Raw genomic sequence first — 22,990 nt, forward strand, 5'->3', positions numbered from 1 at the left:
CCTTGAGCCTCTCTTTGAGTTTACTATAACTTTTAGAGTGAATGTAGAATGCCCACTTCCTATCTTTAGTTACATAAAAACTATATCCTAGGAATTTCTTTCCTCTGATGTAACCAGTAGTTGTCTTTTCTTTATTTACTTTAAGATAAAGTACTTCTTCTATGAACTTAGTGATACTTTCTTTCACGCGGTTACAAGCTCTTTTACTTTTACAGAAGATTAAACAATCGTCTGCATAGCGTATAAAGCGTAGTCCTCGTCTTTCGAGTTCCATGTCTAATTCATGTAACATAATGTTACTAAGTAAAGGACTTAAAGGACCTCCTTGAGGAACACCTAAAGTACTCTCTTCGAATTTTCCTTTTCCAAGTTCACCAGCATTTAAGTATTTATGGATTAAAGATATTACTCGGGGGTCTTTTACTCTTTTAGATAGAAGTTGGATTAACTTACTGTGATTAACCGTGTCAAAGAATTTCTCTAAATCTAAGTCTACCACATAGTGGTATCCCTTATCTAGGTGATTCTTCACTTCTTTTAAAGCGGTATGACATCCTCTTTTAGGTCTAAACCCATGACTGCTAGGATGGAACTCCTTTTCATAGATAGGAGATAGTATCTGAGCAATACTTTGCTGCACTACTCTATCTACCACAGTGGGTATTCCAAGTAGTCGCACTTTCCCTCCTTCTTTAGGTATTTCAACTCGGCGAACGGCTAAAGGGGAATACTTCCCGTCATTTATGGATTGGATTAATGACTCCTTGTTACTGCGGAGCCATTCTAGCAAGTTCTCCGTAGATAACTTGTCGATTCCATAGCTCCCTTTATTGGACTTTACCCTTTTATAGGCTAGGTTCATATTGTTGGAGCTAAGAATTTGAGTAAGGAGATTCTCGCTACTAAAATGTACTTCCATGAGGTTGTTTTCAGTTATCCCAATAAAAGTCTGCACTCCTTGGTAGCTTTCGGATTCCGTCCTATCCTTTCCAAGGTAGTTATCAATATATTTTGATATTTTCTGCATTCCTTCCTTCATTAGGTAACATTCATTTACTACTCATTTAAATTAAGTTCAGTCCTTCAGTATTTCGTAAGACTTCTTGGTATTGCCAAGCTTGTATCCATACCTACTATGACTTCTGCTGACTTCTTACAGCAATTGTTATCCATAGTTCTGTAAAAAAAAAAAACTTTCCTATGTCTGTAAGACCTCCCCAGGTAAGAACAGTAACTTTCCCCTCATATACCTGCTATATTTACCCTAAATATCTCCGTACAACTTTGGACTTCAGTTTGTTTAGCAACCTTATCCGATATTATTGAGCCTGATATAGTTTCTGTTCGTCAGGTCAAGGGTTTGCCTAGCGCTTCCTTCAGATTCCACCTTGCGATGGACACCCTTGCATTTGGCTAACACTTCCCGTTGTAAAGGCGTGTTCGGGACTTACACCCTAGAGTTACTACCCATGCTGGGCACACTAAAAAAAGGGGTTTGTTCCACGTGGAACAAACCCCTTCAGTTAAAATATATTATTTATTTTATCTTCCCATATGAATCAAAAGAATCGAAATATCCGTAGGAGTTACTCCACTAATTCTAGATGCTTGAGATATAGTAACAGGTCTAATATTTTTAAGTTTCTCACGAGACTCAAATGACAATGAAACTATTTTATCATAATCAAAATTCTCTGGAATCTTTACATCTTCTAAACGAGTAAGCTTATCCGCATTGTTTTTTTCCTTTTCAATATATCCGGAATACTTAACTTGAATCTCAGCTTGCTCTAAAATTTCTTGATCTAGATTGTTCTCTTCTATATATTGTTTAACCTTTTCGAACTTCAAAATATCTTCTAGCTCTATTTGAGGTCTTGAAAATACCTTAAACATTTTGTCTGGTTGAACCATTAAAGACGAACCTTTTTCTTCAAGAATTGGATTTGCTTCTTGAATTTTCACACTAGTCTCTTTAAAGAATTGTACGAAGTTTTCAGACTCTTTTAACTTGTGCTCCATTCTTCTTAAGCGAGCTTCGCTTGCAAGTCCCAATTCATAACTCTTAGGCGTTAACCTAAAGTCAGCATTATCTTGACGCAATAAGGTTCTATACTCAGCACGTGAAGTGAACATACGATAAGGTTCATCTGTCCCCTTTGTAATTAAATCATCAATAAGTACCCCTATATAAGCCTCATCTCTTCTAAGAATAAAAGGTTCTTTATCGTTGATCTTTAAGTGAGCATTCATACCAGCCATCAAACCTTGAGCAGCTGCTTCTTCATATCCCGTAGTTCCATTTATTTGCCCAGCAAAATACAATCCTTCTACAAGCTTCGTTTCTAAAGTATGTTTTAATTGAGTAGGTGGAAAATAATCATACTCAATAGCATAACCTGGTCTAAAAATCTTTGCATTTTCAAAACCTGCTACAGAACGAATGGCTTTAAATTGCACTTCTTCTGGTAAGGAAGTAGAGAAACCATTTACATAAATCTCACATGTATTCCAACCTTCTGGCTCTACAAATATTTGGTGTCTATCTTTATCGGCAAAACGATTAATTTTATCTTCAATCGACGGACAATAACGAGGTCCTATACTTTGAATTCTTCCTGTAAACATTGGAGAGCGATCAAATCCCTCCCTAAGTAAATCATGTACTTCAGGAGAAGTATAAGTCATATAACAATCTCTTTGATGCTTTAATGGACTAGTTACATCTAAATATGAAAACTTAGCTGGAACAGCATCCCCAGGTTGAACTTCCATTTTTGAATAATCTAAAGAACGACCATCTACTCTAGGAGGTGTTCCTGTCTTCATTCTACCTGAAATAAAACCAGATTGAATTAAGTCCTCCGTAATACCAAAGGCAGCTCCTTCTCCAGCTCTACCTCCCCCAAATTGTTTTTCACCAATGTGAATTAATCCATTTAGAAAAGTACCATTAGTAAGAATTACGGTTTTGGCCTTAATTTCAATTCCTAAATTTGTAACAACTCCTTTTACTTTATTGTCTTCAATCAAAATGGATTTCACCATATCTTGATAAAAATCCAAGTTAGGAGTTCCCTCTAACATTAATCTCCAAGTTTCAGAAAAGCGCATGCGATCTGATTGTACCCTTGGAGACCACATAGCAGGTCCTTTAGATTTATTCAGCATTTTAAACTGTATAGCTGTCTGATCGGACACAATCCCAGAATAACCTCCTAAAGCATCGATTTCTCTAACAATTTGACCTTTTGCGATCCCACCCATAGCAGGATTACAAGACATCTGTGCTATATTTTGTAAACTCATTGTAATAAGAAGAGTCTTTGATCCCATATTCGCAGCTGCCGCAGCAGCTTCCGAACCAGCATGACCAGCTCCTACAACTATTACATCATATGTATCTTGAAATATACTCATTGTTCCACGTGAAACATTAAAATTAAAAACTAAAAATATACTATTGTTCCACGTGGAACATAGCTATTTTCTCTTCCTCTTTACTACGCATTATTCTTTCTTCCTCTGCATCTTTATCTCCATACCCGCAATAATGTAAAATTCCGTGCGCCATCACCCTAAGTAATTCTTGCTCAAAATCTACCTCAAATTCCTTCGCGTTATCCATTACTCTTTCTACAGACAAAAAGATATCTCCAGAAATGGTATCTCCATCCGTATAGTCAAAACTAATTATATCCGTCAAAGTATCATGATTTAAATACTCTACATTTATTTTATGTAAATATTCGTCATCACAAAAAATATAACTGATATCTCCTTCTATAAAAGACTCAGAAGAAATAATTTTTGAAATCCACTCTCTATATTTATTTTCGTTAAACAATTGAAAATCAGACTCGTAGTTAAAAATTATCATATGAATTTTTATCTTAAAATTATAATATATGCAAAGGTACGATGAAAATTAAAAAGGAGAATAAAAAAGAGACTAAAAATGAATTCTTTAACATAATCATAAGTAAATCAGGCTACTAAATATATTTAGTTTTGCAGTCTTACGAATAAAGAAAATATCCTGGAATAGATTCAACAGAATACAAATTCCCCTCCAAGGAAACTGAATAAAAAAAATAGTTTCCTGAAAATTGCATATTTCGACACGAATAAAAAAAAAATATAAATATGCTACTCTCAAAGCCTTCAAAAAAATAAACTTTCTACTAGTAGACTTAAGGTAAAATTAGTCTTTTAAAAATGAATAAAAGAATTTTCACCAAAAAAATTAAGCTCTCCCCCTATTCTCTAGGCGCAGAAATTAAAACGCTTTTGATCTTTTTATTAATTAAAGTTTGAAACGATCCAACTGGTAAAATACTTACCAAAAAGAATCTAAACTTATATTTCTATTGCTTCTATTTTGCATAAAAAAGTTTTAGGGGAAAAAAAATTGAAATACGATAACTATACTTAAGGAATTGAAAATGCAATTTTATCAAAATGAAATAATTTTAATAGCACATTATGTTTGCAATAAACTAGAAGAAAAAATATAAGACCTCTATATTAGCCACATAATCTTTTCCAACTAATTATAGATTAAAATATTTTTCTACCCCCTTGTATTTTCTATAAAACACTCCAAGTATAAAAAAAAGTAAAATAACCAAACTACAGAGAGTTTAAAAAAATAACTAATCAAACGCACTAAATTTTCTACCCCCTTGTATTTTCTATAAAACACTCCAAGTATAAAAAAAAGTGAAATAACCAAACTACAGAGAGTTTAAAAAAATAACTAATCAAACGCACTGAATTTTTTGCAGCCTGTATTTTCTATAAAACACTCCAAAAATAAAAAAAAACAGAATAACCAAACTACAGAGAGTTTAAAAAAATAACTAATCAAACGCACTGAATTTTTTGCAGCCTGTATTTTCTATAAAACACTCCAAAAATAAAAAAAAACAGAATAACCAAACTACAGACAGTCTTAAAAAATAATTGATCAAACGCACTAAATTTTTTGCAGCCTGTATTTTCTATAAAACACTCCAAAAATAAAAAAAAACTAAATAGGACATTTATAGAAGCTACTTAAAAAAGATAAATAAGCGTTTATATTTTTCATTATAAAAAAAATTATGAAATAAAATCAAATAGGATAAATACAAGAACTACTTAATAGTAGCATTTAACTATTTGTTTTGATCCACAAAATTAAAACTGCGTACTACACCTTTGATATTTCTAATTTAAGTTTTTAAAATTAGAAATATCAAAGTCTCAAAATTCTATTCTCTATTGGATGGCAACAGATCTCGCCTTTATTGAAAAAAATCAAGCCCATTTGTTTGTCATATATAAAAAAAGTAAGCCCTGTAGCCAGATAACAAAATTATGAGCCTTCATTTTCGCTTTTAAAAAAAATACTAGAAAAGCTAAACGTATACTCTTGCATTTTTTTTAAAACAACAAGCCTTTATACTTGCGATATTTAAAATTACACCAAGTATATATCCAAATAACGAAACTGTAACGGGTATTTTTTTTTTTAAATAAAACCGCCATAATTTATACTTCTACATCATAAAAAATATAGAAGCTTTTTAAGGCCTTTTAAGGGCTTATTATTTTTTTTAGCGAAAAATATTTTTTTCACTTATTAACCTTATCAACATTACTAATAATAAATAATAAAAGATTTTTAAAAATAAAAAAAATGGTATGGTATATATAGCTTGTTAATATGTACAATAACTTTTTTTTCAAAATTTCTTTATATTAATTATTAAATCTTATCAACAGATTATCATTTTTTACTTTTTTGAATAACAGTCCTTTAGATAAGTTATTAACAGGCCTTATTTAGCTTATCAACAGGTGTTTTTTGATAATTTGTTACCCTATTTTTTGTGGATAAGTGTGTATAACAGTATGGATATCTCCACAACTCTTTTTTGTAAATAAATTTGGAAATGTCCTTGTATGTAGTGTATTGCAAAAATTTTGAATAAAACAAAAAATAGTTATTGTTTTGTTTCCATAGTTATTAACAAAATTGTTGATTTATTATAAGCTTGAAAACTAAGTATTTAGGAAATTGGACAAACATAGTTGTTGATAAGTGTTACAATGCTTTAAATCAGCTATATAGCATTAAAATTCAAAAATCAACTTTTAAATCATTTTAGATTAATAAAAGGCTTTATATGTAAAAAAATGAAAATAAAAACAACCCTTTTTTGGGACGATATTTACGAACATTTTAATACTAAGTTGGAATTTAAAAAGTGTTTTTTTTCTCTTTTATAGACTCTTTTTTACTTTTTATTTAAAACTATCGGAATTAAAGATTTTAGGATAATTTTCGAAATATTGTCCTTGTAATTATTTAGTATATTATCTTTGTAAAAATTTAAAAGATGGCTAATCAAGTTCGTGTGCGTTTTGCACCTAGTCCAACTGGACCTTTACATATAGGAGGAGTTAGGACTGCGTTGTTTAATTACCTATTTGCTAAGCAAAATAATGGAATTTTTTATGTAAGAATTGAAGATACTGACCAAAATAGATTTGTTCCTGGCGCAGAACAATATATTATGGAAGCTTTAAATTGGCTAGGTATTTCTCCTGACGAGACTATTGGGTTAAATGAAAAATTTGGTCCATATAGACAAAGTGAGCGTAAAGAATTATATGCTAAATATGCCAAAGAGTTAATTGAAAAAGGTTGGGCATATTATGCTTTTGATACCGCACAGGAGTTAGATGCTATGCGTAGCGAGAAAGAAAAAAATGGAGAGACCTTCATTTATAATCACACAGTTAGAGAAAATTTAAAAACTTCTCTAGTGTTAGACTCTCAAGAAGTTGCTAGTAGAATTGAGAAAGGTGAACCTTATGTAATCCGTTTCAAAACACCTGTAGGAGCAACTCTAGTTTTAAATGATTTAATTAGAGGTGAAGTGAAATTTGATACTAGCTTGTTGGATGACAAGGTTTTATATAAAAGTGATGGTATGCCTACTTACCATTTAGCTAATATTGTAGATGATCATTTAATGGAAACTTCTCACGTAATTCGTGGGGAAGAATGGTTACCTTCTTTACCTTTACACGAATTGCTTTATAAAGCCTTTGGTTGGGAAGCTCCAAAATTTGCTCATTTACCATTGATTTTAAAACCTGTTGGAAATGGGAAGCTATCTAAAAGAGATGGAGACAAATTAGGATTTCCTGTGTTCCCATTAGATTGGAAAGATCCAATTTCAGGGGAAGAATCTAGTGGATATAGAGAAAAAGGCTATTACCCAGAGGCAGTGGTAAACTTTTTAGCATTACTTGGTTGGAATGACGGAAGTGAGCAAGAAATTTTTTCACTAGAAGAATTAGTAGAGAAATTTGATTTATCTCGTGTACATAAAGCAGGAGCTAAATTCGATCCAGAGAAAAATAAATGGTTCAACCAACACTATTTAAAGTTACAATCGGATAAAGATCTAGCTCAAGAGTTTTTAAAAGTATTAGAAGATAAAGAGTTAAGTCCATCTATAGAATATATAGAAAAAGTAGTTTCCTTAATAAAAGAAAGAGCTACTTTTGTAAGTGACTTCTATGAATTATCTGACTTTTTCTTTATAGATCCTACATCATATGATCCTAAAGCTTTAAAGAATTGGAAAGAAGATACACCTGATATTTTAGGTGATGTAGCCAATGAAATTCAAAATATTGAATACTTTACAGCTACAAATATTGAAGCTTCTTTAAAACAATGGATTAGTGAGCAAGGAATTGGTATGGGCAAAGTAATGCAACCATTAAGAGTTTGTATGGTTGGAGCATTAAAAGGACCGGATTTATTTGAAATCATTGAAATGATTGGAAAACAAAAAGCTATCCAAAGAATTCAAAATGCTATAAATACAATAAAGTAATCTTAATTACTTTGTCTAAATTAAAAAAGAGTCGAAAATATTTCGACTCTTTTTTTTGAAATGATTTTTTAATATAGTTCTTAAGCTTAAATAATTGGATAATTACTTAATTTTTTCTTAATTTTATATAAACTATTATTATGAAATCAGAAAAAATAATCACTCGTATTCTTCCAATTTTACTGCTTGTAGCTCTTTTAGCCTTAGGCAGTTGTACCCATAATGACAATTCTATTGGAGATAGAGTTACCGAACAATGGGAAAACTTTGTAAAGAAAGATTTAATAGGTAAATGGAATCCTTCTGTAGTGGAGGTTAAACCACTTATAGGTAAGCCAATTTTTACTATGGATTATCCAGTTTTACCTAATTGTTCTGCGGACGTATTAGAATTAAAAAACAATTTAACAGGAACTTTTAGTCATTTTCAAGAGGGGTGTAAGGCTTTAGATATACCATTTAGTTGGAGTCATATTTTACTTCGCCTAAGTTTTACTCTAGAGGATGGTAAAACTGTTACCCCAATTTTATTAAATAAAAATGCGACCACTTTAGAGCTGGCTGTACCTGTAAAATCTTTACTTCCTTTGATAAAAGAGTATTTTCCTGAAATAGATGCTTTGGAAGAAGATGCATTAGATCTTCTCTTTGTCAATATTATATTTAAAAAATAACTATTATTATTACTCTAATTTTTAAAAAAGGCATTAGTGGTTGATTTATCTATATAATATAGATTTAACCTAAATTAAAATTACTATATTTAAATAAAAAAATATGTTTTCAACAGTATTTATCATTTTCGCAATTGTCGTTCTGATATTTTTAGGCTTATTTACCGTTAAACAGCAATCTGCTGTCATAGTAGAGAGATTCGGTAAGTTTAATAGTATTAGACATTCTGGATTACAATTGAAGATTCCCTTAGTGGATCGTGTGGCAGGTGTACTGAATTTAAGAATTCAACAATTGGATGTTTTAATTGAAACAAAAACAAAGGATAATGTTTTCGTTAAGTTAAAAGTATCCGTGCAATTTAAAGTTATTCCAGAGAAAGTTTATGAAGCTTTTTATAAGTTAGAGTATCCACATGATCAAATAACTTCTTACGTTTTTGATGTGGTACGCGCCGAGGTACCAAAATTAATTTTAGACCATGTATTTGAAAGAAAGGATGATATTGCCATTGCTGTAAAAGCAGAATTAAATGAAGCAATGACTACTTATGGTTATGACATTATTAATACCTTAATAACAGATATTGATCCTGATATTCAAGTAAAAAACGCGATGAACCGTATTAACGCTGCTGATCGTGAGAAAGTTGCAGCAGAATACGAGGCAGAAGCTAGTAGAATTAGAATTGTTGCCAAAGCTAAAGCAGAAGCAGAATCTAAACGTTTACAAGGACAAGGTATTGCCGATCAACGTAGAGAAATAGCTAATGGTTTAGTAGAAAGTGTAGACACTCTAAATAAAGTAGGTATTAATTCACAAGAAGCTTCTGCTTTAATTGTAGTGACACAACATTATGATACTTTGCAAAGTGTAGGATCAGATACTCGTAGTAACTTAATCTTATTGCCAAACTCACCTACGGTAGCTTCTGATATGTTGACTAATATGGTTGCTTCTTTCGCTGCAAGTGGAAAAGCATTACAGGATATTAATGAAAATCAGAAAGAAGCTAATTCAAAGGGTTTTAAGCGTTCAAATAAAAACTATGAGAAAAGAGATGACTTAGATTAAAAAGTTGCTTATATAGGCTTATAAATACATAAAAAAAGGATACTATTTACTGTAGTATCCTTTTTTTATGCTTATCACTAAGTTATTTGTTTTTTCTACGATTTAAAATTTGTTTTAAGATTGTTGTAATAATAAATGCTTGAAAACTTCCAGAAGATTTTACATAAGTGACCATTGAGCCAACTGAGCTCTTTAATAATTGATCAGGTGTTAATTCTTCTTTAATAATGTCTACAGATTGAAATATTTTTTGATAATGTAATTCTCTCTTTATACGTAGAATATTTAAGTCTTTATTTATATCCTCTATTGAGGAGTAGGATTTTTTTATCATAGCCAATGTGTTTTAATCTTGAAGCATTATTTCAGATAGCTTTTTAAGTAAAGGTTTCTCTACTATTCTTTTTCTAAGTAGATAAGCCAATAGAGTAAGCAACAAATAAAAGCCACCTACAATTAAAAAACCTAAAGGTCTATGTTGCATACTCTCTCCAATAGCGAATGCAGCAAAAAGAGATAAGAATAACATGGCCATCATTAGAAATAGACTTAGGAGAATTATTGTCATAAAAATACTTCCAGCTTTAGCGCTCACCTTGAAGCCCCATAAACGATAGTAGTTTAAACTGGAGGTAACAAATTCCTCCGAATTTGTTTTAATTTCTCCTATTTCATTTTTGATATCTTTAAATGCCATTGTTATTTTTTTGTTTTATTTCTTAACTTGTTCTGCTACGTGGTGAGTTTCTTTTTTTAATTCAGCTAATTTCTTTTCTAAAGCAGAAATTACTTCATCTCTTTTCTTACCTGTAGTAGAAATAAATTCATCAAAATTTCCTTCGAAGTCATTTTTCTTACGCTCTACAACGCTTCTAACTTGTTTTTTAAGTTCATCAATTTTATCCTCGAATTCTTCTTTAGATGAATCGAATGATTTTTGAATTTTTCTTCTAGTTTTTCTTCCTTCTTCTGGAGCAAATAATACTCCTAACCCTGCTCCTACTACAGCTCCTGCAATAACAGCAATTAACGTGCTTCCTAAACGATCTGACATAACAATAGTTTTTTAAATTAATTACTCTAAGTTATAAAAAAACAAACGCCTTAACTGTTAAAAAAAAGTTAAAGCGATTTGTTTTATCGTTTAGTAAAAAAGCTAATTATTTTTGATCAACTTTTGCCCACGTATCTCTTAGCCCAACTGTTTTGTTAAAAACGATATTATTTTGTGAACTATCTTTATCTACACAAAAATATCCTAAACGTTGGAACTGGAATTTATCCCCTTCTTTAGCCTTTGCTAAGCTCGGCTCTAAGTATCCTTTTACGATTTGTAGAGAATTTGGATTAATAAATTCTAAGAAATCTATTTCCTTATTTCCATCTGGATTCTCATCTACAAATAAACGGTCGTAAATGCGAATTTCTGCTTCAATAGCATCCGGGATAGAAACCCAGTGAATAGTTCCTTTTACTTTACGTTTACTCTCCTCTGTTCCACTACCACTTTTACTTAATGGATCGTACGTTACATGGATTTCTACAATATTTCCTTGTTCATCTTTTACTACGCTTTCACCTTTGATGATATAAGCATTTTTAAGACGTACTTCTTTTCCTAAAGTTAATCGGAAGAATTTACTATTGGCTTCTTCTTTAAAGTCATCTCGTTCAATATATAATTCTCTAGAGAAAGGAACTTCCCTATAAGTCATTGTTTCTTCTTCAGGATTATTCTCTGCCTCTAGCCATTCTTTTTGGCCCTCTGGGTAATTAGTAATAACTAGTTTTACAGGGTCTAAAACAGCCATAACTCTTGGTGCTTTTTTGTTCAAATCCTCACGAACACAAAACTCCAATAAAGAAACATCAATAAGATTATCTCTTTTAGCAATTCCAATAGTGTCTGCATAGTTTCGGATAGATTCAGGAGTATATCCTCTTCTTCTTAAACCAGAAATAGTAGACATACGTGGATCATCCCAACCTGTAACATGTCCTTCACTAACAAGGCGTGCTAATTTTCTCTTACTTACAACGGTATGAGATAAGTTACGACGTGCAAACTCTCTTTGTTTAGGTCTAATTCTATTAGAGTCTACAACCTGGTCTAAAAACCATTCATATAATTCACGGTGTGGCAAGAATTCTAAAGTACAAAAAGAGTGTGAAATACTTTCTAAGTAATCACTTTCTCCATGTGCCCAGTCATACATTGGATAAATACACCAATCGTTAGCAGTTCTATGGTGATGCTTTTTCATGATTCTATACATAATAGGGTCACGCATTAGCATATTGGTATGAGTCATATCTATTTTAGCACGTAAAATATGAGTTCCTTCATCAAACTCACCATCTTTCATTCTTTGAAATAAATCTAAATTTTCTTCAATAGAACGATTTCTATATGGACTATTAGTTCCTGGAGTACTTGGAGTTCCTTTTTGTTGTGCCATCTCCTCAGAAGATTGACTATCTACATAAGCTTTATCGGCTTTAATCATCTCTACTGCCCAATCATATAATTGTTGGAAGTAGTCCGATGCATATACTTCGTTAGCCCAGTTGTATCCTAACCATTGTACATCATATTTAATTGCGTCAACAAATTCTTGTTCTTCTTTGGAAGGGTTAGTATCATCAAAACGCAAGTTAACAGGCGCATTGTATTTTAATCCCAATCCAAAGTTTAAACAAATAGAACTTGCATGGCCTAAATGTAAATATCCATTAGGTTCTGGCGGGAAACGAAAATGAAGTTTCTCAGTTGGCATACCATTTTTGATATCCTCTTCAATGATTTGCTCAATAAAGTTTAATGATTTTTCTTTTGTTGACATGGATATAATTTATAAAATATACACACAAAGGTATCAAATTTCTACTCAAAATGTGTTATTTTGTATTCATGATTTCTTAATAGGCAAAAAATTGTTGTAATTTTATGGCTATTAAATAATAAGTTTTTTTAAATGGGAATTATTAAGTTAAATAATATTAGAGTTTTTTCCTTTCATGGTTGTATGGAAGAAGAAGCTAAAATTGGTTCGGATTACCGTGTTGATTTGCAAGCCAAAGGAAATTTTAGAAATGCAGCTGCTTCAGATGAGCTTTGTGACTCTATTGATTATGTACATTTGAATAGAATCGTAAAAGAAGAAATGGCTATTCGCTCTAAATTATTAGAAAATGTTTGTCAAAGGATAATTAACAGGGTTCTTCTAGAAATACCAATGGTTGAACAAGTAAATGTAGCTGTTTCAAAAATTAATCCACCTGTGGGAGGAGATGTTGAATCGGTAACCGTTGAGATGCAGGAACTTAGATAAAAACAGTAAATAAAGTGGTTTTTTTTTGCTCCAATAGTTTTGAAGTTTAAAAAAAATCACTAAGTTTGCATTCCAATTCGGAGATATGGCATCGTGTCCGAGTGGCTAGGAAGCGGTCTGCAAAACCGTCTACAGCGGTTCGAATCCGCTCGATGCCTCCAAATAAAAAGCCTTAGTGAAAACTAAGGCTTTTTTGTTTTATAGTAAATCTATCCATGGTTTATAAAATAATAAAAGGTCCTTTTTTCTAAAAAAAGGACCTTTTATTATTTCTGTGTATCTATCATTGGTAGAGAAATAGTTTCTTTTTTATTTATTGGAATAACACTTTTAAGCATTATTACTAACCCGAAAATAATTAATACCAGGCTACTTATCTTCTTTATTTTTAAAATATTATGTGGGGTCAATTTCTTTCTTAATTGTTTGGCTAAAGCAATTTTGAATATATCAGTAATAAAGTAAGCTAAAATAGTAAAGCCAAAGAAAGTAAACATCCTCTTAGAATCCATTTCCATTTTAGGCCCCAAAGTTATGATAATAGCTAACCAAAAACCCAGTACCCCTACATTGATAAAGTTCAATAAGAAACCTTTTACAAAAAGGTTAAGGTAATCTTTTCTAAGGTTTGGAGCAGTAAGCAATAGAGTATCTACTTGTACTCTTTTTAATCTTACAAAACTTATTACCCCATAAGTAAGCATTATAAAACCTCCAAAGATAAATAATGCAGGATCGTCCTTAATGGTATTAATAAGACGAAAACTGCTGAAAAAAGCGATGGAAAAAAAGATAGCATCTGCAATAATAACCCCTAAGTCAAAGGAAATTGCTGCTTTAAAGCCTCTAGTAATACTAGTTTCAATAAGTATAAAAAAAACAGGCCCGATCATAAAACTCAAGAAAAAACCTAGAGAAACACCTGTAATTAAGTCATCTAACATTTTATTCAATTAAAAATGCCAATTTCTTTAAAATTGGCATTTGTTTTTTTTTGCAATTTACATTTTTTATTTCAAAAGTAATAATTCACTTATTTAACTTTTTTGATTACTCCACCAGCTATATTTTTCTGATTGATAACTTTTGGATCACCATAAATATAAATATTACCTCCTGCTCTAGTTTTTGCATCCACTAAATCACTTGCTTGAATGCTAGCCTTACCACCAGCATTTACAGTTACTGTAGTTTGCTTAGTTTGCAAATCTTTGTTTTGTACATCTGCTCCAGAATTAGAAACAATATTTTGTACACTTGCCTGTCCACTTACTTTGATAACTGAACCAGCACCAGCTGTAATATTTAGGCGGTCTGTTTGTACCTCAATATCAATTAAGGCACCAGTTTTAGCTTGTAAATCCATTGCAACTGAACTTAGAATTTCATTTGAACGAACAGTTGAACCTTCTCCAGCATTAATTTCATTGATACCATTGTGGTATAATGTTACTTTGATGTCATCACCTTGAAAGCTATTAGCAAAGTTCATTTTAATCTTTAGATGACCATTTTTGTTGATCACATTTACATTATCTGCATCGCTTCCTTTTATCTCAATAGTATTTGATCCGGATGGAGATTCTACTAAAGTAACTCTAATTTGATCAAATACACTTACTTTATTAAAAGTACCAACGTCTTTTGTATTTTGTGAAAATCCTATGCTGATCACTGTCAAGCTTAGAATTAAGGCTAGTTTTTTTATCATTTTTATGCTTTTTTAATATAGTTAAAGTCTAATTGTTTTTTTACTAAATCGGCGTTCTTTACACTTACAATTACTTGATCACCAAGTTGAAGCGTGCTTGAAGTACTTTGACCAACTAAAGCATATTGCTTTTCATCAAATACATAGTAGTCATCCTTTATTTCTCTAATACGAACCATACCTTCGCATTTATTCTCTTGGATCTCTACGTAAATACCCCATTCTGTAACTCCAGAAATTACACCCAAAAACTCTTTATCTTCTTGGCCTTGCATGTATTTCACCTGCATGTATTTAATACTGTCTCTTTCTGCCGAAGCTGCCAGGTTTTCCATAGAAGAAGTATGGGAACACTTTTGTTCATATTCTTCTTGATTCACTGAAGCTCCATTGTCTAAATAATGTTGTAATAGACGATGAGCCATCACATCTGGATATCTTCTAATGGGAGAAGTAAAGTGAGAATAGTAATCAAAAGCTAGACCATAGTGTCCAATATTATTGGTAGAATAGCTTGCTTTACTCATACTTCTAATAGTTAGAGTATCTACTAAGTTTTGTTCGCGCTTTCCATCTACATCTTTTAAAAGTTGATTCAAAGATGACGAGATGCTTTGCTTAGATTTTAAATTGATACTATACCCAAATTTCGAAATAACATTTTGTAATGCAAATAGTTTGTCTTGATCTGGTTCATCGTGAATACGATAGATAAAAGTTTTTTTCTGCTTTCCAATAAATTCTGAAACCTTTCTATTGGCAAGTAGCATAAACTCTTCAATTAAGTGATTTGCTTCTTTTCCTTCTTTGAAATATACTCCAATTGGAACACCATCTTTATCTAAGTTAAATTTCACTTCTATTTTGTCAAAGGAAATTGCCCCGTTTTTCATGCGTACCTCTCTTAGCTGTTTAGCTAAATCATTCATTTTAAGTACTGCCTTTGCGATAGGTTCTGCTACAGTATGTTCCTGTTCTGTAATAGAGATTTCTTTAGGAATAGTAGTGTCTTGTGTATCTATGATATACTGGGCTTCTTCATAGGCCATTCTAAAGTTAGAGTGAGTCACTGTTCTTCCAAACCATTTGTCTACAATTTGTGCTTTGTCATTTAATTCAAAAACAGCAGAAAAGGTAAACTTATCTTCATTTGGACGTAAAGAACATGCAAAATTAGATAGTACCTCAGGTAACATTGGAATTGTCCTATCCACTAAATAAATAGATGTAGCTCTTTGATAAGCCTCTTGATCTAAGATTGTTCCTTCTTTTACATAATGAGAAACATCGGCAATGTGAATACCTATTTGGTAATTACCATTTTCTAATTCTTCAAAAGATAATGCATCATCAAAGTCTTTAGCATCTTTAGGGTCAATAGTAAAGGTTAGAACCTCACGCATATCCCTTCTTTTTAATACCTCTTCTTCTTGAATACTAGTATCAATCTTTTGAGTAAACTCCTCTACCTCTGCTGGGAACTCTGCTGGTAAACCATATTCCGCTAGGATAGCATGAATTTCAGTATTATGTTCTCCTTGTTTTCCTAAAATACGTAGGATCCTTCCAAAAGGACTATCTGCTCTTTCTGGCCAAGCTTCTAATTCTACTAAAACAACATCTTTATTTTGGGCCTCCCCTATTTTATCTTTCGGAATAAAAATATCCGTATACATTTTTGGATTAGCTGTAGATACAAAAGCGAAATTTGGCTGAATATCAATAACCCCAACAAATTGAGTTTTATTTCTTTTTATAATTTCAACAACTTCGGCTTCTGGTTTTTTACCTCTGCGTTTATTATAAATATACACCTTAACGGTATCTCCGTGTAAGGCTTTATTTAAATTATTACTAGGGATAAATACATCTTCTTCTAAATCCTCACAAACAAAATATCCTGTCTTACGCGCAGTCATATCAACTTGTCCTTCGTAATAATTAGATTGACCAATAAATTTATATTTTCCTGGTTCTGTTTCTTCTATTTTTTGATTGGAATGTAAGAATTTTAGATCGCGAATTATTTGATTGCGACCAGCTGTATCTGTTATTTCTAATTTAGCTGCTATTTGTTTGTAATTTAAGCTCTTATTGGCGCTTTTAGAAAGAACTTTGAGAATCTTAGTAGATAAATCAGAGTCTTTCTTCTTTTTATTTTTAAAATTTTTTGCCATTCTTTTCTTCTATTTTTCATTTCAGTACTTTGTACTGAAAATTTTAGTTTAAATGTACAAAATACAATGCGTTTTAAACACATTATACGGATAAATTATAAATTTATTATGTTTTTTTATTATACTTTTCTATAAATATATTTTAGGGACATTAAAATAATCGAAAAAAGAAATTTCTCTATTAGTTTAAAATGGATGAAAATATTTTTTGTATTCTGTCTTTAATGGGAATGCTGACTTATTAAAATATAAATCTCTGCGTATACTTATTGTTTTTTAGTATATTAGTTAACAGAGTTTTTGTCTTTAATCTTTTAAGATTAACCATAGAATATCTACCCGTTATTTATACTCAAAAAACATAAAATTATGACAATAGAAAATGTTTGCGTGGCTGGAAGTGGTGTATTAGGTTTTCAAATTGCTTTTCAAACAGCATATAAAGGATATAAAGTTTCTCTTTATGATATAAATGAGCAGGCTTTAGAAAACGCTAGAAAAAAATGGGAGGAGTTAGCGCGTATTTATCAAAATACTTTAGGAGTTAGTGCAGAAGAATTACAAAAGGCTAAGCAAAACTTATCTTATCATACAGATTTGGCAGAAGCTACAAAAAATGCAGACTTAGTGATTGAAGCAGTACCAGAAGATCCAAAAATTAAAATAGCATTTTATCATAAACTTTCTAGTGTAGCTCCTGAAAAGACAATTTTTGCTACCAACTCCTCTACTCTATTACCGAGTAAGTTAGCAAGTGCAACAAAACGTCCTAAGCAGTTCTTAGCTTTACATTTTGCTAATGAAATTTGGATACATAATACAGCTGAAATAATGGGAAGTGATCAAACTGATCCCGAAGTATTTGACTTAGTAGTTTCTTTTGCAGAATCAATTGGTATGGTTGGTTTACCTTTAAAGAAAGAACAACCAGGTTATATTCTAAATTCTTTGCTCGTTCCTTTTTTAGAGGCAGCCACTAATTTAGTAGTAAATGATATAACGGATTATTCTACGGTAGATAAAACTTGGATGATTGCAACAGGAGCTCCAATGGGACCTTTTGCAATTTTAGATATTGTTGGTATTACTACAGTATATAATATAAATAAAATAAAAGCCGATAGCTTAAAGGATCCAATGGCTATAAAAACCATTGCATATTTGAAAAGTGAATTTATTGATAAAAATAAATTGGGTGTGAGTACCAATCAAGGGTTTTATTCCTATCCTAACCCTGCTTATAAAAACAAAGATTTTTTGAAATAAGAGTTAAATTAGATTTAAAAAGAGATTAGTCTGAGAGTTTTGTATTGTGATTTTTATAAAAATCCACCTTATAGTATTGTAGATTGTGTGTTTGATTGGATAAATAGTAAGATATAACGAATTTCTATTGGCAATTATATAAAATTTTGTAAATTGGCAATTGCCAACAAAATTATTTATATATGGAAAACATTTCTTATGTACATGGTGCTTCCCAAACACCATTGTTAGGAGAAACTATAGGTCAAAATTTAAAAAGGATTTCTCATAAATTCCCAGATAATCCTGCAGTTATTAGTGTTTATCAAGATTATCATGCCACTTATAGTGAATTTTATCAGCAAACCACTGATTTAGCAAAAAGCCTTTTGTCCTCTGGAATTAAGAAAGGGGATAGGGTAGGTATTTGGGCTCCCAATTGTTATGAATGGGTATTATTACAATATGCTACTGCTCGCATTGGGGTTATTCTAGTGACAGTAAACCCTGCTTATCGTAGTTCTGAATTAGAATTTGCTATAAATCAATCCGGTATTTCTTTATTAGTATCAGCTGTTCGCTTTAAAAGTAGTGATTATAAAAGCCTTATTTCTCAGGTAATGGATAATGTCCCTAGTTTGAAAAAAGTAGTTTTTTTAGGAGAACAGTGGCAAGAGCTTTTAACCAATGCCAATCGAATTAGTGATTTAGAATTAGAAATTGTTGAAAATAGTATACAATTTGGTGATCCTGTAAATATCCAATATACATCTGGAACAACTGGATTTCCTAAGGGAGTTACCTTAACTCATCACAACATTTTAAACAATGGGTATTTTATTGGCTTACGCTTAAATTACACCCATAAAGATAGAGTGTGTATTCCTGTTCCTTTCTATCATTGTTTTGGAATGGTAATTGGAAATTTATGTTGCACTTCTCATGGGGCTACCATAGTGATTCCAAACGACGGATTTGACCCAAGTTTGACTCTTGAGTGTGTACAAAACCAAAAATGTACTTCTTTATATGGAGTGCCAACAATGTTTATAGCTGAACTGGATTTACCTAATTTCGAAGACTATGATTTAAGTTCTTTGCGTACTGGAGTAATGGCTGGTTCTTTATGCCCAGAGTCTGTAATGCGTAAGGTTAAAGAGCAAATGAATATGCAAGAAATAAGTATTTGTTATGGTATGACAGAAACTTCTCCGGTTTCCACTCAAAGTAGAATCGGAATTGATATAGTTAAACAAACCACGACAGTTGGTACAGTTCAAGATCATATAGAGATTAAAATTATAGATCCACTTTCAGGACAAATAGTACCACGTGGACAAGCAGGTGAACTATGTACAAGAGGATATTCTGTTATGTTGAAATATTGGAATGATCCAGAAAAGACACAAGAAGTTTTAGATCAAAGTGGTTGGATGCATTCGGGAGATTTAGCCATCATGGACCAAGAGGGATATATATCTATTACTGGACGAATAAAAGATTTAATCATTAGGGGAGGAGAGAATATTTCACCAAAATGGATTGAAGATTTTTTATATACTCACCCAAGTGTTAAGGATGTTCAAGTAATTGGAGTGCCTTGTCAAAAATTTGGAGAAGAAATTATGGCTTGGGTTATTTTAAAAAATGGATGTCAAGAGACACCCAATAGCCTTCAAAATTATTGTAATCAAAAAATTGCGCATTATACCATCCCTAAATATTGGAAGTTTGTATCTGAATTTCCTATGACTATTTCAGGAAAAGTTAGAAAAGTTGAAATGAGAGAGATTGCAACCAAAGAATTGCAACTTTAAAAAGAAAATTGTTTTAAATTTGTAGTTTATAAATAACAACACAACACAACAATGAAAATAGCAATTGGTAATGATCATGCTGGTCCTGCTTATAAGAAGGCAATAGTAGAGTTTTTAGAATCTAAGGGACATGAGGTAGTTAATTATGGAACAGATAGCTTTGAGTCTGTAGATTACCCTGATTTTGGGCATAAAGTTGCACAAGATGTTCAAGATAACAAAGTAGATTTTGGTATTGTAATATGTGGTAGCGGAAATGGAATTGCCATGACAGCAAACAAACATCAAGATGTTCGTTGTGCTTTATGTTGGACAAAAGAAATTGCAGAGCTTGCACGTTTACATAACGATGCCAATGTAATTAGTATACCTGCGCGTTTTACTTCTATAGAACAAGCTGTTTGTATGGTAGAAGCCTTTTTAAATACAGAATTTGAAAATGGTAGACATGCTTTAAGAGTAAATAAAATTAGCTGTTGCTAATCTTAAATAGAATACTAAATAAGAAAACGTTTGTATAAATTTTTATACAAACGTTTTTTTTTATCCTCGTTTCAAAATCATAAATAGAAGTATACCCTGAAATAGGGCAAGACCATAAAATTTAAGCATAAAATTGCTTTTAGAAGTTTTGTGTCTAAACCTTTTCATTGCTAAATAACCTCCAATACTTCCTCCAAAAAAACATAAAGTAAGTAGGTTTTTTTCCTTTACTCGCCTTTTATTCTTTATCGCTTGTTCTTTGTCATGAGCAAAGATGGTAAAGGCTAAGTAGTTTATAATGAATAAGTAAATGAATAAAAATTTCATAAGCCAAAATTATTGGATCAAAGGTAGTATTTTAGCTACTGTAAAAATAATTTATTATGACCCTTATCGAGTTTATTCAGCAAATACTAAGTGCTCCGACTAAGAGTATTGAAAATACCCTTGAATTATTAAATGAATCTTGTACCATTCCTTTTATCGCTCGTTATAGAAAGGATAGAACAGGAAATTTAGATGAAGTTGAAATTGAAAAAATAGCAAAATACCAGCAATTATACCAAGGTATTGTAAAGAGAAAAGAGGCTATTATTTTAGCTATAGAGGAACAAGGAAAATTAAGTGACGAATTAAGAGAAAAAATCCTTGGGAGTTTTGATTTATTAGAAATTGAAGATATTTATCTTCCTTTTAAAAGGACACGTAAGACCAAAGCTGATATTGCTAAAGAAAATGGGTTAGAGCCATTAGCAAAGATAATCATGGCTCAAAATGCCTCTAATTTATCTAAAACTATCGAAAAATTTGTAAAAGGTAATGTAGTAGATAGACAAATGGCAATAAATGGGGCCAAAGATATTATTGCACAGTGGATAAATGAAAATATGTATGTAAGAAAGGTATTGCGTTCAAAATTTGAACGTAATTCTAGCGTGCAAACAAAAGTAGTTAAAGCAAAGGCCGATCTAGAAGAAGCTCAAAAATATAATCAATACTTTGATTGGAATGAACCTTTACATAGAATTCCTTCTCACCGATTATTGGCAATTCTAAGAGCTGAAAAAGAAGGGTATATTAAATTTAGTGCAACTATTGAGAAACAAGAAGCTTTAGATTTTATAGAGAACACTATCCTTAAAAACGATGGAGATTCTGCCCAAATAGTGCAGCAATCTATTGAAGATAGTTACAAAAGATTGTTGGAACCTGCACTAAGTACAGAGGCATTAAATCAAGCCAAATTAAGGGCTGATTTAAACTCAATAGGTGTTTTTGCTGATAATTTATCCCAGTTATTATTACAATCTCCTCTAGGGCACAAACGAATCTTAGCTATTGATCCAGGATTCAAAAGTGGATGTAAAGTGGTCTGTTTGGATCAACAAGGAAATCTGTTGTATAATGAAACCATCTTTCCTCATCCTCCTCAAAAGGATACTACTATGGCTATGAAGAAGATTAGATCAATGGTTAATTCTTACCAAATTGAAGCTATAGCTATTGGTAATGGAACAGCTTCCAGGGAGACTGAATTCTTTATAAAGAAAATCGCTTTTGATAAACCAGTTCAAGTATTCATTGTAAATGAAGCTGGGGCTTCTGTTTATTCTGCATCTAAAATTGCAAGACAAGAGTTTCCCAATTACGATGTTACCGTAAGAGGAGCAGTATCTATTGGGAGAAGGCTTATTGACCCTTTAGCAGAGTTAGTGAAAATAGATCCCAAAAGTATTGGTGTTGGACAGTATCAGCATGATGTAGATCCTACTTTATTAAAGCAAGAATTGGATAATGTAGTGATGAGATGTGTAAACTCTGTAGGAGTAAATGTCAATACTGCTAGTACTTCTTTATTGTCTTATGTATCAGGAATAGGACCTAAGATGGCGGAGAATATTGTTAATTATCGCTCGGAAAATGGAGGGTTTTCCAATAGGGAAGAATTAAAAAAAGTAGCAAGATTTGGGCAAAAGGTCTTTGAGCAGTCTGCTGCATTTATTCGCATTACTCAAGGAGATAATCCATTAGATAATTCTGCAGTTCATCCAGAATCTTATCCAGTGGTGAAAAAAATGGCTAAAGATCTTAAGGTGAGCTTAGAGGATCTAATTTCCAACAAAGAAATGATCAATAAAATAAATATTAAAAGTTACATTTCAGATAAAATTGGAGAACATACTTTAATCGATATACTTAAAGAATTAGAAAAACCAGGTCTAGATCCAAGAAAGCCTGCTAAAGTATTTGAATTTGATCCAAGTGTAAAACAGATAACCGACTTGAAAATCGGACAAGTTCTTCCTGGAATTGTAAATAACATTACTAATTTTGGTTGTTTTGTTGATTTAGGTATCAAAGAAAGTGGGTTAATCCATATCTCTGCTTTACAAAAGGATTTTGTAAGTGATGTGAATCAAGTAGTCAAACTTCATCAACACTTAATGGTCAAAGTTACCGATGTAGATGTTGCTAAAAAGAGAATTCAGCTTACATTGATTTTTTAAAAATATATATTTCTAGGGTTTATTATTTATAAATCCTAGAAATAAAAAAAGCGCTAAATAAAATATTT

General features: G+C 31.6%; 19 protein-coding genes and 1 tRNA gene. 9 read left to right on the forward strand and 11 right to left on the reverse strand.

The genetic code is table 11. The features are described 5' to 3' along the window. From ltrA to ybeY, 3 genes are all read right to left on the reverse strand, one after another. The coding region (gene ltrA / locus ACYSNX_RS03610; protein ID WP_461753326.1) for a group II intron reverse transcriptase/maturase at positions 1–1,027 on the reverse strand (1,027 nt) is incomplete at its 3' end. A gap of 515 nt (positions 1,028–1,542) precedes the next feature. Continuing rightward, positions 1,543–3,420: a tRNA uridine-5-carboxymethylaminomethyl(34) synthesis enzyme MnmG gene (gene mnmG / locus ACYSNX_RS03615; protein WP_461753327.1), complete on the reverse strand. Its 1,878-nt coding sequence runs from the start codon at positions 3,418–3,420 to the stop codon at positions 1,543–1,545. A gap of 40 nt (positions 3,421–3,460) precedes the next feature. Beyond that, entirely contained in the window at positions 3,461–3,880 is a 420-nt protein-coding gene (ybeY, locus tag ACYSNX_RS03620) for an rRNA maturation RNase YbeY (RefSeq protein ID WP_461753328.1), read from the reverse strand. Positions 3,881–6,386: 2,506 nt separating this feature from the next. On the opposite strand from ybeY, the gene gltX reads away from it, so the two are divergent. The 3 genes from gltX (at position 6,387) to ACYSNX_RS03635 (ending at position 9,650) form a co-directional block, all read left to right on the forward strand. After that, complete coding sequence (gene gltX, locus ACYSNX_RS03625; protein ID WP_461753329.1) at positions 6,387–7,901, forward strand: glutamate--tRNA ligase; 1,515 nt, start codon at positions 6,387–6,389, stop codon at positions 7,899–7,901. A gap of 140 nt (positions 7,902–8,041) precedes the next feature. Beyond that, on the forward strand, positions 8,042–8,575 hold the full coding sequence (locus ACYSNX_RS03630; protein WP_461753330.1) for a hypothetical protein: 534 nt from the start codon (positions 8,042–8,044) through the stop codon (positions 8,573–8,575). Between the two features lie 103 nt (positions 8,576–8,678). After that, on the forward strand, positions 8,679–9,650 hold the full coding sequence (locus ACYSNX_RS03635; RefSeq protein WP_461753331.1) for an SPFH domain-containing protein: 972 nt from the start codon (positions 8,679–8,681) through the stop codon (positions 9,648–9,650). 82 nt (positions 9,651–9,732) lie between these two features. On the opposite strand, the gene ACYSNX_RS03640 is transcribed toward ACYSNX_RS03635, so the two are convergent. From ACYSNX_RS03640 to ACYSNX_RS03655, 4 genes are all read right to left on the reverse strand, one after another. After that, complete coding sequence (locus tag ACYSNX_RS03640) at positions 9,733–9,984, reverse strand: DUF6327 family protein (RefSeq protein WP_461753332.1); 252 nt, start codon at positions 9,982–9,984, stop codon at positions 9,733–9,735. Positions 9,985–9,996: 12 nt separating this feature from the next. Continuing rightward, positions 9,997–10,347: a phage holin family protein gene (locus ACYSNX_RS03645; RefSeq protein ID WP_461753333.1), complete on the reverse strand. Its 351-nt coding sequence runs from the start codon at positions 10,345–10,347 to the stop codon at positions 9,997–9,999. A 15-nt stretch (positions 10,348–10,362) separates the two neighbouring features. Beyond that, positions 10,363–10,704 (reverse strand): YtxH domain-containing protein, encoded by a 342-nt coding sequence (locus ACYSNX_RS03650; RefSeq protein WP_461753334.1) that lies wholly within the window; start codon positions 10,702–10,704, stop codon positions 10,363–10,365. Positions 10,705–10,810: 106 nt separating this feature from the next. Continuing rightward, complete coding sequence (locus ACYSNX_RS03655) at positions 10,811–12,493, reverse strand: glutamine--tRNA ligase/YqeY domain fusion protein (RefSeq protein ID WP_461753335.1); 1,683 nt, start codon at positions 12,491–12,493, stop codon at positions 10,811–10,813. Positions 12,494–12,625: 132 nt separating this feature from the next. On the opposite strand from ACYSNX_RS03655, the gene folB reads away from it, so the two are divergent. Both folB and ACYSNX_RS03665 read left to right on the forward strand, forming a co-directional pair. Continuing rightward, on the forward strand, positions 12,626–12,982 hold the full coding sequence (gene folB / locus ACYSNX_RS03660) for a dihydroneopterin aldolase (RefSeq protein WP_461753336.1): 357 nt from the start codon (positions 12,626–12,628) through the stop codon (positions 12,980–12,982). An 87-nt stretch (positions 12,983–13,069) separates the two neighbouring features. Continuing rightward, positions 13,070–13,143: transfer RNA gene (locus ACYSNX_RS03665), tRNA-Cys, on the forward strand. Positions 13,144–13,248: 105 nt separating this feature from the next. On the opposite strand, the gene ACYSNX_RS03670 is transcribed toward ACYSNX_RS03665, so the two are convergent. The 3 genes from ACYSNX_RS03670 to rnr form a co-directional block, all read right to left on the reverse strand. Beyond that, positions 13,249–13,926, reverse strand: coding sequence for a LysE family translocator (locus tag ACYSNX_RS03670; protein ID WP_461753337.1), 678 nt, complete (start codon positions 13,924–13,926; stop codon positions 13,249–13,251). An 89-nt stretch (positions 13,927–14,015) separates the two neighbouring features. Beyond that, on the reverse strand, positions 14,016–14,693 hold the full coding sequence (locus ACYSNX_RS03675; RefSeq protein WP_461753338.1) for a head GIN domain-containing protein: 678 nt from the start codon (positions 14,691–14,693) through the stop codon (positions 14,016–14,018). A gap of 2 nt (positions 14,694–14,695) precedes the next feature. Further along, positions 14,696–16,870 (reverse strand): ribonuclease R, encoded by a 2,175-nt coding sequence (gene rnr, locus ACYSNX_RS03680; protein WP_461753339.1) that lies wholly within the window; start codon positions 16,868–16,870, stop codon positions 14,696–14,698. Between the two features lie 369 nt (positions 16,871–17,239). On the opposite strand from rnr, the gene ACYSNX_RS03685 reads away from it, so the two are divergent. From ACYSNX_RS03685 to rpiB, 3 genes are all read left to right on the forward strand, one after another. Beyond that, complete coding sequence (locus tag ACYSNX_RS03685; RefSeq protein ID WP_461753340.1) at positions 17,240–18,136, forward strand: 3-hydroxyacyl-CoA dehydrogenase; 897 nt, start codon at positions 17,240–17,242, stop codon at positions 18,134–18,136. A gap of 182 nt (positions 18,137–18,318) precedes the next feature. Further along, positions 18,319–19,932: an AMP-binding protein gene (locus tag ACYSNX_RS03690; RefSeq protein ID WP_461753341.1), complete on the forward strand. Its 1,614-nt coding sequence runs from the start codon at positions 18,319–18,321 to the stop codon at positions 19,930–19,932. A 51-nt stretch (positions 19,933–19,983) separates the two neighbouring features. Continuing rightward, positions 19,984–20,415: a ribose 5-phosphate isomerase B gene (rpiB, locus tag ACYSNX_RS03695; protein ID WP_461753342.1), complete on the forward strand. Its 432-nt coding sequence runs from the start codon at positions 19,984–19,986 to the stop codon at positions 20,413–20,415. Positions 20,416–20,475: 60 nt separating this feature from the next. Here the strand turns inward: rpiB and ACYSNX_RS03700 are convergent, their stop codons facing one another. Continuing rightward, positions 20,476–20,742 carry a DUF1294 domain-containing protein gene (locus ACYSNX_RS03700; RefSeq protein WP_461753343.1) on the reverse strand — a complete coding sequence of 89 codons (267 nt, stop codon included), beginning with the start codon at positions 20,740–20,742 and terminating at the stop codon, positions 20,476–20,478. 56 nt (positions 20,743–20,798) lie between these two features. Between ACYSNX_RS03700 and ACYSNX_RS03705 the strand changes: the two genes are divergently transcribed. Beyond that, positions 20,799–22,922 carry a Tex family protein gene (locus ACYSNX_RS03705; protein WP_461753344.1) on the forward strand — a complete coding sequence of 708 codons (2,124 nt, stop codon included), beginning with the start codon at positions 20,799–20,801 and terminating at the stop codon, positions 22,920–22,922. Positions 22,923–22,990: the final 68 nt, after the last annotated feature.

It is taken from the genome of Myroides sp. LJL115 (genome assembly GCF_054871665.1).